This is a genomic window from Rhizobium sp. SL86, assembly GCF_026672545.1.
Classification (GTDB): Bacteria; Pseudomonadota; Alphaproteobacteria; order Rhizobiales; family Rhizobiaceae; genus Neorhizobium.
In genome coordinates, this window is the sequence record NZ_JAPPRJ010000009.1 from 677,510 (window position 1) to 695,374 (window position 17,865).

A 17,865-nucleotide genomic window follows, 5' to 3' on the forward strand; every position below is an offset into this window, starting at 1 on the left:
AAGCTCATGACAGCGCCTCCGCCGATGGTTTCGCTGTCAGCCGCGCGATCACCTCATCGCGCGGCCCGTCCGCAACGATCCGGCCCCCATCGAGCACGAGAACACGCGGCGTAAGTCGCAGCAGTTGAAGTTTATGGGTTACAATCAACGTCGTCCTGTTGCGCCGCCGCTCGGCAAGCTCCGCAAGAAAACGCTGTTCGGTCGTTGAATCCATCATGCTGGTCGGCTCATCCAGCAGCAGGACGGGTGGGTTCATGAGGAGTGCCCTCGCCAGGCCGACGGCCTGTCGCTGCCCGCCGGAAAGATTGCCGCCCCTCTCCCCCACAGGGGTTGCAAGTCCCAGCGCCGAGTTGCCGATCACATCCAGGAGTGCCGAAGCCTTGGCCGCATCGAGGATCTCCGCATCTGAGGCGGACGGTTTTCCAATAAGGAGGTTCTCCTGGATCGTGCCGTGAAAGAGGACCGTATCCTGCCCGGCATAGCCAAGCTGCCGGCGCAGTTCGGCCGGATGGATCTGGCGGATGTCGACACCGTCGAGGCGGATGTGCCCCTCCTGCGCATCCATCAGCCGCACCAGAAGCTTGAGCAACGTGCTCTTGCCCGAGCCGACCCGCCCGATCACGCCGACCGCTTCTCCCTCGCCGATCCGCACCGAGAGGTCCGTCAGCGCGGCCATGTTGCCCGCCGCAGCCATGCCTTCGGCCAGATAGGTGAACCGCACGGCGTTGAATTCGATCGCTCCTTTCACCTCAAAGTTTTGCAGGGCGTGCTGTCCCGCCGCAACGTCCGTTGGCGCCTGCATGAAGCGGTTGAGCGCGCCAACGGCAAGCCGGACCTGCTGCCAGCGTGCCATCAACCCGGCCACCTGGGTGAAGGGCGCGATGCAACGACTGGACAGGATGACGGCCGCGATGATGCCGCCGCTCGTCATTTCCGAATGCGACGCCAGCACGGCGCCCAAAGCGACCGTTGCCACCCAGGCGATCTGCGACATCGATGCCGTCAGAATGCCGAAACCAAGCGACAGGCCGCGCGTTTCCATGCTGGTTGCCGAACTCTGGGCAATGAAGTGCTCCCATTGCCGGCGTGCCCAGGCCTCGGCATTGGACGCGCGCAGCGTATCAAGGCCGGAGACCACCTCGTGCAGAAACGCAGCCTTCTGGTTGCTTTCACGAAACCCCTTGGCGAGACTACGCTTCATCGGCCACTGGATCACGACGCCGGCGAGGATGAGCAAAGTGATGGCGGTCAGGGTGACGAAGAAGAGATAGCCACCGACGAAGGCGATGATGGCCAGGTAGAAGAAGACAAAAGGAAGATCCGCCAGCACCAGCAAGGTGGCGGATGTGAAGAAATCACGCACGGAATCGAATTCGCGCACCAGCTGCGCAAGCGCACCGGATGAAGCGGGTCTAGCCTCGGGACGGACCGACAGCATCTGCGAAAAGACCCGCGACCCCGCCTCGACATCGAACCGTCGGCCGGCGACATCGACGAGATAGCCCCGGGTTATCTTGAGCACCAGATCAGCGGCGATGATGATCAGAACGCCGCTGGTCAGCCCGATCAGGCTGTCGAGCGAATTGTTCGGCAAAACGCGGTCGTAGACGGCCATCGAATAGAGCGACGTGGCAATCGCGATCACGTTGACCACAAGTCCGGCAAGCGCCGCATAGGCATAGGTCGAAGCATTGGCCATCAACGGGCTGATCAGCCAATGGCGCCGCTCGGGAAGATCAAAATGCACGCTGCGGTGGTCGAAGAAGAAATCCGGTCGGATGTACCAGGCCGCACGCGGCGCATTCCGTTTGAGTTCCTCGAAGGACAGGAAGCCCTCGGGCTCAGGGCGTCCGCCGCTTCCCGCCACATAGCCCGCCGTCTCCCGCTTCAGGAGCGTCAAGACACGTCCGTCAGCCAGTTCCACGATGACAGGAAGGCTGGCCTTCCCCAGCAGGGCAAGCCCGGCCAGCGGCTTGACCGAGAGCCGGGCATGCGACGCCGCCTCGGCCAGATGCTCGCGCGGCAACCTGTCCTCATCGAGCGGCAAATTGCGGCCAAGCGAGGCTATGCTTCCCCGGCGCCCATAAAACTGCACAGCATCCAGCAGCGCCGGCATGAAATCCGGCTGCTGCTTGCCAACGGACGCCCAGGTTCCCGCCTCTTCGGCGACGACCTCACTCGCGATGATATTCATGCCGCCAGAACCACATTTGCATGATCGTCAACGAGCACGGAGACATGCTGTGAGGCATTGTTGTAGACCGCATAATCGACACCGCCCGATGAAGTTGTGCCGGCGTTCGTCCAGCCGGTACCCGTCAGGCTGACGGTATCCCCGGTATCGGCATTCACGGTCAGTGTCGTCACCCCACCGGAAACATTGCTCGACATGTCGAGCACATCGGCTGCTGCGATCTGCAGCAGGTTGTCGCCGGATCCCGTGATGTCGATCGCTTCGATGCTCTTGACGGCGTCCTGCGCGACCTTGGTGAAGTCGAGAACGAGGTTGGCGCCATCGAGAGCAAGCGTATCGAAGCCCGATCCTCCGTCAGCAGAGACTAACGAGGAGTTTGCAACGCTGAACCTGTCGCTGTCATTGGTCCCGACATAGGTCTGGCCGCCATAGTTAGCACTGCCGTAGATGACAAAGGCTGCTCCGCTGTCCGTTCCTCCGGCGTCGCTGTCAGGCGCCCCGACGAGGATGTCGTCATAGCCATCACCATTGACATCACCCGCCGCCGACAACGTCTTCCCGAGCGAATCCCCGGTATCGCCCAGAACCTTGAAACCACCGGTGCCAGCCGCCACGTCGCTGAGGCTGATAGTGCTGAGGCCCGCCGCGTTTCCGAACACGACATAGGCGGCCCCGGCGGTCGTCCCACCCTCCTGGTTGCCGTAGGCGCTAACGACCAGATCATCAATCCCGTCACCGTTGATATCGCCGGCATCCGCTAGACTGTAGCCAGCATAGTTGAATGATCCCTCGCCTTCGATCTTGAAGCCACCGGAACCAGAGGCGACGTTGTCAAGATTAACGGTCGTCAGCGCAGTATGCGTTCCATAAACGACATAGGCAGCGCCTGCGCCAGTTGATGTTCCGTTGGCTCCAATCAGGACATCGTCATAGCCGTCATGATTGACGTCTCCGGCTGATGAGACCTTATAGCCCGCTTGATTGTTCTGTGATTCACCAAAGATCTTGAAGCCACCTATTCCGTTCGCGACGTCGGACAAGTATATCGTCGATGCTGCGGTTGCCGAGCCATAGATCACATAGGCCGCCCCGGCGTTCGATCCGCCGGTATCGTTACCGTAAGCACCGATGACGATGTCATCATAGCCGTCATGGTTGAAGTCTCCGACAGAAGACAGGCTGAAACCTGCGTAGTCTGTTGCATTTTCTCCCAGAATGCGGAGCGCAGTACCGTTACTGACGGCAGCCGAAATGTCGACATTCGTCGCTGGTGTGCTCGACCCGAGGAGGATATAGGCGGCGCCCGCGTCTGACGCGCTGACATCATTGAAGCGATCACCGATCAAGATGTCATCATGACCATCGCCGTTGAAGTCGCCGGCTGCCGCGAACGCGAAGTTGACGTTCTGGATCGAGAACCCGCCGACCCCGGCCTTGATGCTGCTCAAATCCACAGTCGATAGGTTGGAGGATCCGTAGATGACGTAACTGCTGTTGGTATCCGCGACGATGAAATCGTCTCGACCATCTCCGTTCACATCGCCCGCGTCGGACACCGCGTAGCCAAGTGTCCTGCTGGCGGTCAAACCGGTGATCTTGAAACCACCGGCGCCCTCGGTGATTGTGCCGAGACCTGACTGCACACCTGAAGACGAACCAAACACGACATACACCGCGCCGGCATTGGAGCCGCCCTCGTCGTCATAGGGGCTACCGATCAGGAAGTCGTCGTATCCGTCGCCGTTGATGTCCCCAACGGCGGACATCGATGTAGAGAGCTTGTCTCCGGCCGCAGTTCCAACATACTCGAGACCGACGCTGCTCGACAAGGATGCCGTGTCGATCTTCTCGCCTGGTTCCGCGGTGCCGTAGACGGTAACGGTCACGACGCTCGCAGCTGTCCCTTCCTTGGATATGACGGTGAACGTCTCGTTGACCGACTGACCAGAGGCCAGGGCCTGAGTGGCTGTGCGACTGTTATCAAGGGTGTAGGTCCACGTCCCTGCCGCAGTGATGGCGAATGTGCCATACGTCCCTTGCGTTGCGGTCTGGGCAATGAAGCCGAGCACGGTGGACCCGTCCTTGGCCAAAAGCGCGCCGGTCGCCGTCGAGAGAGTGTCCTCAGCCACCAGTCCGGTCAACGTACCCGTGATGACCGACGTGTCGTCCTTGCCGTTGATGATGATGGTCACCGGTTGCGTCGCGGTGCCATCAAAGGAGGTGACCGTGAAGGTTTCGGTGAGGGTCTCGCCCGTCTTCAGCATCTGAACGGCGGCGAGACTGTTTGTCAGCTTATAGGACCAGGCTCCCGCAGCCGTAATGGCAAATGTGCCATAGCTTCCGGTCGTTGCTGTCTGCACCACGAACGAAGCCTGTCCGGCGTCGGGGTCGGCATTGGTCAGCTTGCCGCTGGCGGTCAACGTTCCATCTTCCTCGACGGAACCGCTGGAAACGCCACTGATGACAGCATTGTCGTTCTTGCCGGCAACGGTGATGCTGGCCACTGCCGTACTGGTTCCGCCCCGCCCGTCGGAAACGGTGAAGGTGAAGGTATCCTCTATCGTTTCCCCGGTAATCAGCGCACCAATGGAGGTGGATGTCGACGTATCGTACCGCACGCTATCGTAGGTGCCGTTGCTATCCGTATCAAGCAGCGTGACTGTTGCGCCCTTGGTGCTTGTTGCGGATGTCGCGGTAACGGTCAGAGCGTCGCCATCTGCATCGCTGGCTCCCGCCAGCAGTTTCGAGACGGCAAACGTGGAAACCGTCTCGCTGCTGGGAACCTCCTGAACGCGTTGACCAGTGGCATCAAAGATCTGTGCCTTGATCTGGTTGCCGGCTTCGGCGCTGTACCAGGTCACGACGAAGCCTCCGCTGTCGAGTGCCGTAACGGAGGGGTCGAACTGCGAGCCGGTTATGACGGTGTTGACCAGGATCTCGTTTCCGACCTTGTTGCCGGCGGAATCGAATATCTGGGCCTTGATGCTGTCCGCAGAGGTGTCGACGCTGTCCGTGTCGCTGATCCAGGAAACTACGAATCCACCGTTTGTCAGCGCGGTGATGACGGGCCTTTCCTGAGTTCCGTTTTGGTAGGTGTTGACGAGGAACTCTGTCCCAACCTTCGCACCGGTTGCCGAATAAATTTGTGCTTTGATCGCGCCACCGTTCGTATCCAGGACCGTATCTGAACTGCCCCAGGTAATGACAAATCCGCCATTGGCGAGGCCCGTGACACTGGGTTGTATCTGATCACCAGCCGTGGTCGTGTTGATCAGCAGTTCACTGCCGACCTTCTGTCCGCTGGCACTGAATATCTGCGCCCGGATGCTGGCACCGCTCGTGTCAACCGTCCCGTCGTAGCTGTACCATGTCACGACGAAATTGCCGTTGGTAAGCGTCTCGACCTCGGGATCCATCTGGTCATACGCGGTCGTAGTGTTCACGAGGAACTCACCGCCCGATTTGCTGCCGTCGGCGTTATAGATCTGCCCCTTCGTGCTTGCGCCGAACGTATCGGTAGCATCACTGGTGCTTTGCCAGACAATGACGAATTTTCCGTCTTGCAGTGCCGCAATGCCCTGCCGGGTCTGGTCACCTGTCGTCACGGTGTTCACAAGGAACTCGGTACCCAGCTTCGACCCATCGGCCGCATAGCGCTGTGCCTTGATGCCGTATCCCGAATTGTCGCTTCCACCGTCGGTACTCTCCCACGTCACGACAAATCCACCCGTTGTCAGGGCGGCAACCTTTACATATTGCTGGTCGCCGGTCGTTACGCTGTTGACGGCGAATTCACTCCCGATCTTGTTGCCCACAGCGTCGTAGCGTTGGGCGGCGATATCTCCCACTTTGCTGGAATTGGCATTCTCCCAGGCGATGACGAAGCCGCCGTCGGCAAGCGTTGCGATGCTTGGCTGGAACTGATAGCCCGTATTGCTGGTGTTGACCCGAAATTCTGTCGTTGACAAGACGGGCGTGATATCGACATTCGTCGCGACCGGCGCCGTATTGGATCCGTAGATCGTGACGCTGACGGTTTTGCTGGCTGTTCCGTCGAGTGATGTGACGGTGAACGTATCCGTCAGTTTCGCCGTTCCAGCAAGAGCCTTCACACTGGCGTTGTTGCTGTCGAGGTTGTAACTCCAGTGTCCCTCCGAATCCGTTGTAAACGTTCCGTACTTGCCCGAAGCGTTGGATTGCGCCACGAAACCTGACTGGTCGGCATCCTTGTCGACAATCGTCAGCGTCCCGCTCGTTGAAAGCGAACCGGTCTTGACGACATATCCAGTTGTCCCTCCCCCGATGACCGGCACATCGTTGGCACCCGAGATTGTGAAGGTGAGTGGCTGGGCCACTGACGTGACCGTGCCGTCATATACCGCCACCTGATAGGTCACCGTCAGGGTCTGGCCGGTGGCGAGAAAGTCGAGGTTCGCCGCAGCCGGATCCCAGGTCCAGGCAATTGTCTGCGAAGTTCCGTTGGCAATGGCGCTGCTGCCGAGAGCGAGTGCGCCTGTTGCAAGAGCAGCCGTCAGCGCTGTCTGCTGTTCTGATGTCAGCGGACCGCCGCTCCAGGCAAGTGCCGGTGATCCGACGACTTGCGCAGACAATGCATCACCAAGATCCACATCGCTGATGGTCAAGTTGCCCTTAACCGCCGAGATATTCTGCGCCGCGGCATTTGCTGCTTCCGCGATGGCATTGGGTTGAGTGAGCGCAAGCACCGGCGCATCATTGACCGGTTCGACATCGATCGAGATCGTCGCGGGTTGCGATGTCGCACGACCGTCATTGGCGACGAACTGAAACGAAGCGCTTCCGTGGAAGTTCGCGTTGGGCACGAACGTGAAGGCACCGGTCGCCGAATCGAAGGCCGTCAAGGTGCCTCCCACGGCAGAGCCCGCAACTGCGGTGAAGGTCACCGTATCGCCCGCATCCGCATCGATCGCACCGACTGTGCCCGTCAACGCATGGTCCTCGTCAATAGTGACGCTTTGGCCGATCGCCACGGGCGCGTGGTTCGTGGAAATCACCGTCAACTGAACTTGGTCGGTATTAATCGAAGCTTTCACGCCGATAAGTGCAGTCAAATCTCGATAGTCGCCAGCGTACATAAGATCGTCGATTGCGCGAATGACGAGGCCATCCGCCATCGTGCCTGTGAATCCGGGATTCGGAACGAAGGCGATCCTTGTGAACGACGCGATAATGAGGGCGTGACTGTCCGAAACGGTCTCAACTGCTTGCCAGGTCTCGCCGTTATTCGATGAGACATACCACTGACCGTTCGCCGTATTTGTCCCGACGATGGCGGCGCCGAGGATAGTGCCGTCGTCGCTGACATTGTTGAGACCGCTTCCTCCGACAAAATCGACTAGAGCGGATAGCGAAATTCCACCGCCTGTTCCGGGAAGCTCGGTACCCTCCTCCACCGCTATGGCCAAATCGACAGACTGGTCGAGAAGGGGGGCGTCGTTGCTACCGCCTACGTTGATCGTCAGCGTGCTGCTCGAGGACGCGCCCGGATCGCCTTCCAGGCTATAGGTGATTGTGATCTGCTTACTGACGCTTTGCGGCAGAAGCTGCCACTTCGACCCTAGCGTAACATTCAGCCTGTTATCTGCTAGGATAGAAACCTGCACATCGTCCGCCGTCAAGCCGTACGGATTGTCCTCAATTGCGATCTCCGTCACGGATACGGTGTTCAACGCGGTCGCATCACGATCGAGCGTGTCATTTTCGAGAACTCTGAATGCGGTTGCCGGAGAATCTTCTGACATGTACGCCATATCGGCCACCGTAACCGGCATGTCATTGGTACCATCGATAGTGACGGTCACCGTCTGCGAGTTGGTGCCATCGGCGGAGGTGACGGTGAACGTGTCCGTCAGCGTATCGCCTAAGCCCAGCGCCTGAACATCGGATTTGTCGTTGTCGAGCGTATAGGTCCAGTGACCGGAGGCATCGACCGTGAAGGTTCCGTATTGGCCTAGGGCGTTGGTCTGGGGCACGAAACCGGATTCGCCGGCGTCCGGATCAACGATGGTGAGAGTGCCGCTTGCTGAAAGTGTCGTGTCTTCCGTCACCGACCCTGCGACGTCACCGCCCAGAACCGGCACGTCATTAACCGGCGCCACCGTGACATTGACCAGAACGGTGTCTGTTCCGCCATGGGCGTCGGACACGACAACCGTAAAGCTGTCGGCTCCATTGTAGTTGTCAACCGGCGTATAGGTGTACCGACTGCCGGTAAAGGTCACCGTGCCATGCGTCGGCGCGCCGCCGTTGGCAAGCGCATAGGTGAGCGCGTCGCCATCGACGTCACCGGCGACAATCGTGCCCGTGACCGCCCTGTCCTCGTCGGTCAACAAGATGAGAGACGAGGTCGCTTCGTCGATGGCCGGCACGTCGTTGGTACCATCGATAGTGATGGTCACCGTCTTCGAAGCAGTGCCATCGGCGGAGGTGACGGTAAACGTGTCCGACAGCGTATGGCCCTCGCCCAGTGCCTGGACGTCGGATTTGTCGTTGTCGAGCGTATAGGTCCAGTGACCGGAGGCATCGACGGTGAAGGTTCCGTAGTGGCCTGACGCGTTGGTCTGAGGCACGAAACTGGACTCGCCGGCGTCTGGATCGACGATGGTGAGAGTGCCGCTTGCTGAAAGTGTCGTGTCTTCCTTCACCGAACCTGCGACGTCGCCACCCAGAACCGGCACGTCATTAACCGGCGCCACCGTGACATTGACCAGAACGGTGTCTGTTCCGCCATGGGCGTCGGACACGACAACCGTAAAGCTGTCGGCTCCATTGTAGTTGTCAACCGGCGTATAGGTGTACCGACTGCCGGTAAAGGTCACCGTGCCATGCGCCGGAGCGCTGCCGGTCGCAAGTGCATAGGTGAGTGTGTCACCATCGACGTCCTCGGCGACAATTGAGCCGGTCACGGCCTTGTCTTCGTCAGTCGCGGCACTGAGCGTCGAGGTCGCTTCGTTGATGACCGGATCGTGATTGACATGATTGACGGTCACGGAGACGGTATCGGTTGCGGCGGAATAGCCCGTCGTCCAGCCATTGGTCGTGGTGTTCCAATAGCTACCATAGGTGGCGCCATTGCCGTCCCAGGCACGGAGGGTCAAACCAGCGTCCACCGTTCCGCTGAAACCCGCCGCCGGCACGAAGACAAGCCGGTCCTGCCCGCGCAGGATCATCGCATGACTGTCCGACACCGTTCCCAGCGCCTTCCAGGCAGTCCAGCCGCCATTAGTGTCATCATAGGTCGAGATGTACCACGTTCCATGACTGGTATCGGCGCCGACAATAGCGATACCGGTCACGAAGCTGTCGTCGGTGACATTCTCAGGCCCGCCGGTCCCAACCCGGCTGACAAGGCTGGACACGAGGATGCCGCCGCCGACACGGGGCAAAGTCGAGCCCTCGTCCAAGACGATGGAGAGATCCATGTCCGCATTGAGGACGGGGGCGTCGTTGCGGCCCAGAACCGTAAGCTGAAGCTGGTTGGTGGAGTAGTCGCCATTGTCGCCATTGAGACGATAGGTGATGGTTACAGGAATCTGCTCCCCATTCCACATCTTTTGCCAGCCAGCACCCGTGAGCGCCACCTGGATCCGATTGTCGGCGGTCACCGTCACGGAAAGATCAGACGCCGTCAGTCCGTAGCTGTTGCTATAAACAGCGACATTGCCGATGGTGACGGTGTTGAGCGCGCCCGCATCCTTGTCGAGCGTATCGGTGGCCAGCACATCGAACGAGGTCGCCGCGGCGTCTTCCGTCATCGTGCCACTATCGGCGAGCGCGAGCGGCTTGTCGTCGGTCCCGGTGATGGTGAAGGCAAGGGTCTTTGTCGCGGAGGCACCATGACCGTCGCCGACGGTTATGTCGTAGCTGACCGTCAGTGTCTGGCCTTTCGCCAGAAAATCCAGGTTTGCCGCCATCGGGTCCCAGGTCCAGCCAATCGTCTGCGTTGCGCCGTTGGCCGTCACCGGATCGCCGAAGGTCAGCGTTCCATCGGCGAGAGCCGCCGTCAGCGCGGCCACTTGCGCGCTCGTCAGAGGGCCGCCGCTCCAGGAAAGTGTCTGCGTTCCGGCGCTTGCCGTCAGAAGATCGCCGATATCGGCATCCGACACCGTCAGATTGCCGGTTACCGCAGCGATGTCCTGCGCCGAGGCATTCGCCGCCTCCGCAATCGAGCCCGGCTGCGGGAGCGTCAGAACGGGGGTATCGTTGACCGCCTCGACGGTCACGGTCACCGTATCACTTGCGACTGAGAAGGCGGTGGAGCCACCCGTGGCACCAGCGACGGTGAGATCGACCGTGTCTCCGGGCGTTCCAAAGCTGCGATCCCAGGCATGGAATGTCAGCGCGGCATCACCCGTACCGGAATAGTTGGCAGCAGGCTGGAAGTAGAGCCGATAGTCAGAAGAGAGCAGCAGCGCCTTGCTCTCCGACGCGGAAGTGATCTTTATCCAGGTCGTGCCGTTGTCGAGCGACCAGTACCAGGTGCCGTGATCGCTATTAATGCCCGACAAGGCGATCCCGCTAGCCGCAAACAGATCCGCATCCGAGACATTGTCGAGAGCGCCGCCACTCGTGGCAGGATCGATGATATCAGAGACCAGGAAACCGACGGCACCATGCGGCGCACCGGCATCCTCCGTGATGGTGACGCTCAGATCGGCGGAGGCATCCAGCACCGGAGCGTCATTGATGCCTGTCACCGTGACATCCAGGGTGCCTCCGACGCTCCCATGGTCGCCCTCAATGCTGTAGCTTACCTTCAGCACCATCGAGGCGCCTTTCGGCAGCTTCTGCCAGTCGGAACCGAGGAGTTCCACCAACAGTTTGTTGTCCTGATTGAAGCTCACTCGGACATCGTTGGCGTCGATCCCATAATAGGTCGGACCAACAACGCTAACCCCGCTGATCGACAATGCATTGCTCGCCCCCGCATCCTTGTCGAGCGTGTCGTTGACCAGAACGTCAAAAATCTGAGACACCGTATCCTCGGTCATCGTGCCCTTATCGGCCACCACAATCGGCACGTCGTCTGTCCCTGTGATCGTGAAGCGGATCTCTGCTGGTGTCGTTGCCGTGCCATCCGAGACGCCATAGCGGACCGTGAGCTCCGTCGTCTGGCCTGCCGCCAGCGACTGGTAGGCCGACACACTCGGATCAAGCCGGAAGCTCTGGCTTGCCACATCGAAGCTGACGCCGGCCGGAAGTTCGGACGGTGCCACCACCGACAGAACCGTCCCGGCATCCACATCCGAGGCATTGGCGAGCGCATTGACCGAGACCACCGCGCCGTCTTCCGTCGCAGAACCCAGCACCGCACCGCTCACCACAGGCGCATCATTCGTGCCGGTCACCGTGAAGCGCACCTCTGCCGGGGTCGTTGCCGTGCCGTCGGAGATGCCATAGCGGACCGTGAGCTCCGTCGTCTGGCCTGCCGCCAGCGACTGGTAGGCCGACACAGTCGGATCAAGCCGGAAGCTCTGCGTGCCCACGTCGAAGCTGACACCGGACGGAAGTTCGGACGGTGCCACCACCGACAGAACCGTCCCGGCATCCACATCCGACGCATTCGCCAGCGCATTGACCGAAACGGTTGCGCCGTCCTCCGCAGCAGACCCCAGAACCGCACCCGTCACCACCGGCGCATCGTTGACGTTGCCGACGGTAAAGGTGATCGTCTGGACGGCAGCACCGGCCCCGTCGCGCGCCGTCAGCGTCACCTTGAATGATCCGACATCACCATTCGCCGGCGTGCCGGAGAAGGTGCGCGTCGCCGTATCAAAGGACAGCCAGGCCGCCAGGCCAGAGGCCTCAAAGCTCAGAACGTCACCCGCATCCACATCCGTGAAGGCATCTTCGGGAACCACATAGCTGAAGGCAGAACCTTCTTCCGCCGTCTGGCTCACATGATCCGCAGTCACCACCGGCGCATCATTCGTGCCGGTCACCGTGAAGCGCACCTCTGCCGGTGTCGTTGCCGTGCCGTCGGAGACGCCATAGCGGACCGTGACCTCCGTCGTCTGGCCCGCCGCCAGCGACTGGTAGGCCGACACACTCGGATCAAGCCGGAAGCTCTGGCTTGCCACATCGAAGCTGACGCCGGCCGGAAGTTCGGACGGTGCCACCACCGACAGAACCGTCCCGGCATCCACATCCGACGCATTCGCCAGCGCATTGACCGAAACGGTTGCGCCGTCCTCCGCAGCAGACCCCAGAACCGCACCCGTCACCACCGGCGCATCGTTGACGTTGCCGACGGTAAAGGTGATCGTCTGGACGGCAGCACCGGCCCCGTCGCGCGCCGTCAGCGTCACCTTGAATGATCCGACATCACCATTCGCCGGCGTGCCGGAGAAGGTGCGCGTCGCCGTATCAAAGGACAGCCAGGCCGCCAGGCCAGAGGCCTCAAAGCTCAGAACGTCACCCGCATCCACATCCGTGAAGGCATCTTCGGGAACCACATAGCTGAAGGCAGAACCTTCTTCCGCCGTCTGGCTCACATGATCCGCAGTCACCACCGGCGCATCATTCGTGCCGGTCACCGTGAAGCGCACCTCTGCCGGGCTCGTTGCCGTGCCATCCGAGACGCCATAGCGGACCGTGACCTCCGTCGTCTGGCCTGCCGCCAGCGACTGGTAGGCCGACACAGTCGGATCGAGCCGGAAGCTCTGCGTGCCCACGTCGAAGCTGACACCGGACGGAAGTTCGGACGGTGCCACCACCGACAGAACCGTCCCGGCATCCACATCCGACGCATTGGCGAGCGCATTGACCGAGACCACCGCGCCGTCTTCCGTCGCAGAACCCAGCACCGCACCGCTCACCACAGGCGCATCATTCGTGCCGGTCACCGTGAAGCGCACCTCTGCCGGTGTCGTTGCCGTGCCATCCGAGACGCCGTAGCGGACGGTGACCTCTGTCGTCTGGCCCGCCGCCAGCGACTGGTAGGCCGACACAGTCGGATCGAGCCGGAAGCTCTGCGTGCCCACGTCGAAGCTGACACCGGACGGAAGTTCAGACGGTGCCACCACCGACAGAACCGTCCCGGCATCCACATCCGAGGCATTGGCGAGCGCATTGACCGAGACCACCGCGCCGTCTTCCGTCGCAGAACCCAGCACCGCACCGCTCACCACAGGCGCATCATTCGTGCCGGTCACCGTGAAGCGCACCTCTGCCGGTGTCGTTGCCGTGCCGTCGGAGACGCCATAGCGGACCGTGACCTCCGTCGTCTGGCCTGCCGCCAGCGACTGGTAGGCCGACATAGTCGGATCAAGCCGGAAGCTCTGCGTGCCCACGTCGAAGCTGACACCGGACGGAAGTTCGGACGGTGCCACCACCGACAGAACCGTCCCGGCATCCACATCCGAGGCATTGGCGAGCGCATTGACCGAGACCACCGCGCCGTCTTCCGTCGCAGAACCCAGCACCGCACCGCTCACCACAGGCGCATCATTCGTGCCGGTCACCGTGAAGCGCACCTCTGCCGGTGTCGTTGCCGTGCCATCCGAGACGCCGTAGCGGACGGTGACCTCTGTCGTCTGGCCCGCCGCCAGCGACTGGTAGGCCGACACACTCGGATCAAGCCGGAAGCTCTGGCTTGCCACATCGAAGCTGACGCCGGCCGGAAGTTCGGACGGTGCCACCACCGACAGAACCGTCCCGGCATCCACATCCGAGGCATTGGCGAGCGCATTGACCGAGACCACCGCGCCGTCTTCCGTCGCAGAACCCAGCACCGCATCGCTCACCACCGGCGCATCATTCGTGCCGGTCACCGTGAAGCGCACCTCTGCCGGGCTCGTTGCCGTGCCATCCGAGACGCCATAGCGGACCGTGACCTCCGTCGTCTGGCCTGCCGCCAGCGACTGGTAGGCCGACACAGTCGGATCGAGCCGGAAGCTCTGCGTGCCCACGTCGAAGCTGACACCGGACGGAAGTTCGGACGGTGCCACCACCGACAGAACCGTCCCGGCATCCACATCCGACGCATTGGCGAGCGCATTGACCGAGACCACCGCGCCGTCTTCCGTCGCAGAACCCAGCACCGCACCGCTCACCACAGGCGCATCATTCGTGCCGGTCACCGTGAAGCGCACCTCTGCCGGTGTCGTTGCCGTGCCATCCGAGACGCCGTAGCGGACGGTGACCTCTATCGTCTGGCCTGCCGCCAGCGACTGGTAGGCCGACACACTCGGATCGAGCCGGAAGCTCTGCGTGCCCACGTCGAAGCTGACACCGGACGGAAGTTCGGACGGTGCCACCACCGACAGAACCGTCCCGGCATCCACATCCGAGGCATTGGCGAGCGCATTGACCGAGACCACCGCGCCGTCTTCCGTCGCAGAACCCAGCACCGCACCGCTCACCACAGGCGCATCATTCGTGCCGGTCACCGTGAAGCGCACCTCTGCCGGTGTCGTTGCCGTGCCATCCGAGACGCCGTAGCGGACGGTGACCTCTATCGTCTGGCCTGCCGCCAGCGACTGGTAGGCCGACACACTCGGATCAAGCCGGAAGCTCTGGCTTGCCACGTCGAAGCTGACACCGGACGGAAGTTCGGACGGTGCCACCACCGACAGAACCGTCCCGGCATCCACATCCGAGGCATTGGCGAGCGCATTGACCGAGACCACCGCGCCGTCTTCCGTCGCAGAACCCAGCACCGCACCGCTCACCACAGGCGCATCATTCGTGCCGGTCACCGTGAAGCGCACCTCTGCCGGTGTCGTTGCCGTGCCATCCGAGACGCCGTAGCGGACGGTGACCTCTGTCGTCTGGCCCGCCGCCAGCGACTGGTAGGCCGACACACTCGGATCAAGCCGGAAGCTCTGGCTTGCCACATCGAAGCTGACGCCGGCCGGAAGTTCGGACGGTGCCACCACCGACAGAACCGTCCCGGCATCCACATCCGAGGCATTGGCGAGCGCATTGACCGAGACCACCGCGCCGTCTTCCGTCGCAGAACCCAGCACCGCATCGCTCACCACAGGCGCATCATTCGTGCCGGTCACCGTGAAGCGCACCTCTGCCGGTGTCGTTGCCGTGCCATCCGAGACGCCGTAGCGGACGGTGACCTCTGTCGTCTGGCCCGCCGCCAGCGACTGGTAGGCCGACACACTCGGATCAAGCCGGAAGCTCTGCGTGCCCACGTCGAAGCTGACACCGGACGGAAGTTCGGACGGTGCCACCACCGACAGAACCGTCCCGGCATCCACATCCGAGGCATTGGCGAGCGCATTCATCGAAACGGTTGCGCCGTCTTCCGCAGCAGAACCCAGCACCGCATCGCTCACCACAGGCGCATCATTCGTGCCGGTCACCGTGAAGCGCACCTCTGCCGGTGTCGTTGCCGTGCCATCCGAGACGCCGTAGCGGACGGTGACCTCCGTCGTCTGGCCTGCCGCCAGCGACTGGTAGGCCGACACACTCGGATCAAGCCGGAAGCTCTGGCTTGCCACGTCGAAGCTGACACCGGACGGAAGTTCGGACGGTGCCACCACCGACAGAACCGTCCCGGCATCCACATCCGAGGCATTGGCGAGCGCATTGACCGAGACCACCGCGCCGTCTTCCGTCGCAGAACCCAGCACCGCACCGCTCACCACAGGCGCATCATTCGTGCCGGTCACCGTGAAGCGCACCTCTGCCGGTGTCGTTGCCGTGCCATCCGAGACGCCGTAGCGGACGGTGACCTCTATCGTCTGGCCTGCCGCCAGCGACTGGTAGGCCGACACACTCGGATCAAGCCGGAAGCTCTGCGTGCCCACGTCGAAGCTGACACCGGACGGAAGTTCGGACGGTGCCACCACCGACAGAACCGTCCCGGCATCCACATCCGAGGCATTGGCGAGCGCATTGACCGAGACCACCGCGCCGTCTTCCGCAGCAGAACCCAGCACCGCATCGCTCACCACAGGCGCATCATTCGTGCCGGTCACCGTGAAGCGCACCTCTGCCGGTGTCGTTGCCGTGCCATCCGAGACGCCGTAGCGGACGGTGACCTCCGTCGTCTGGCCTGCCGCCAGCGACTGGTAGGCCGACACACTCGGATCAAGCCGGAAGCTCTGGCTTGCCACGTCGAAGCTGACACCGGACGGAAGTTCGGACGGTGCCACCACCGACAGAACCGTCCCGGCATCCACATCCGAGGCATTGGCGAGCGCATTGACCGAGACCACCGCGCCGTCTTCCGTCGCAGAACCCAGCACCGCACCGCTCACCACAGGCGCATCATTCGTGCCGGTCACCGTGAAGCGCACCTCTGCCGGTGTCGTTGCCGTGCCATCCGAGACGCCGTAAGCGGACGGTGACCTCTATCGTCTGGCCTGCCGCCAGCGACTGGTAGGCCGACACACTCGGATCAAGCCGGAAGCTCTGCGTGCCCACGTCGAAGCTGACACCGGACGGAAGTTCGGACGGTGCCACCACCGACAGAACCGTCCCGGCATCCACATCCGAGGCATTGGCGAGCGCATTGACCGAGACCACCGCGCCGTCTTCCGTCGCAGAACCCAGCACCGCACCGCTCACCACAGGCGCATCATTCGTGCCGGTCACCGTGAAGCGCACCTCTGCCGGTGTCGTTGCCGTGCCATCCGAGACGCCGTAGCGGACGGTGACCTCTATCGTCTGGCCTGCCGCCAGCGACTGGTAGGCCGACACACTCGGATCAAGCCGGAAGCTCTGGCTTGCCACGTCGAAGCTGACACCGGACGGAAGTTCGGACGGTGCCACCACCGACAGAACCGTCCCGGCATCCACATCCGAGGCATTGGCGAGCGCATTGACCGAGACCACCGCGCCGTCTTCCGTCGCAGAACCCAGCACCGCACCGCTCACCACAGGCGCATCATTCGTGCCGGTGATTGCAACGGTGACCGTTTGCGATGCTGTACCATCGGCAGAAAGCACGACAAAACTCTCGGTGAGGTTCTGGCCGGCGCCGAGCGCCTGGACTTCGGTGCGGCCGTTGTCGAGCACGTAGGACCAGCTTCCGTCGCTGAGCAGGGTGAACCGTCCGTAGAGACCGGCTTGATCCGCCTGTGCCACAAAGAGGGACTGCCCGTCATCGGCGTCGCTGATCGTTAGCGTGCCGGATATTGTCGGGGTCAGATCTTCGACCACAGTCCTACGCGCCGTACCGGCGATCACGGGGACGGCGTTCTGAACAAGGGTGCTCTCCCCCGCGCGTGTGCCGTCGCCGTTGACCAGAAGACCGGCGCCGGTCTGGATCAATGCGCTTTCAAACCCCGTTGCTATGGGCTGGCCGAACGTGTCGACGGACGTACCGGCAGATTGATAGGTCCACCCCAGAAGGCCGCTCATCGAACCGGACGTATCGTCAGACTGATCACCTCCGAGCGAAGCGGTTTCGACCGCGTTCGGATCAATCATCGGCTCCATTTGCTGGAGTTGATCAAGGGGGATGCCTGCCAGGACCACCTCGCCGTCAGAGAAGACGAGAACGAGCGTGCCATCTGCACTGATCGATGCCCCCTTCAACCCGTCGATCTGATCGATGCTGACAACGGTTCCTGGCGCGTAAGCGAGCCGGTCATTCCCACCCAGAGTGATGATTTCGGCGGTGCCATCGGCATGGACGATCTTGAGACGAAGCGACATGATCTCTCCTTGCG

Annotated in this window: 3 protein-coding genes; all 3 read right to left on the reverse strand. The window is 62.0% G+C overall.

Annotation, left to right across the window (positions count from 1 at the left end; genetic code table 11):
- Positions 1–4 precede the first annotated feature (4 nt).
- Genes OU993_RS26490 through OU993_RS26500 form a run of 3 tightly spaced genes read right to left on the reverse strand, consistent with a single transcriptional unit; the run spans position 5 to position 17,851 of the window.
- On the reverse strand, positions 5–2,194 hold the full coding sequence (locus OU993_RS26490; RefSeq protein WP_268162008.1) for a type I secretion system permease/ATPase: 2,190 nt from the start codon (positions 2,192–2,194) through the stop codon (positions 5–7).
- A complete protein-coding gene (locus OU993_RS26495) occupies positions 2,191–16,476 on the reverse strand; it encodes a VCBS domain-containing protein (protein ID WP_268162010.1) in 14,286 nt (4,761 codons plus the stop codon). Before OU993_RS26495 ends, OU993_RS26490 begins: the two co-directional genes overlap by 4 nt.
- Entirely contained in the window at positions 16,460–17,851 is a 1,392-nt protein-coding gene (locus OU993_RS26500) for a VCBS domain-containing protein (protein ID WP_268162012.1), read from the reverse strand. The genes OU993_RS26495 and OU993_RS26500 overlap by 17 nt, the downstream gene beginning before the upstream one ends.
- Positions 17,852–17,865: the final 14 nt, after the last annotated feature.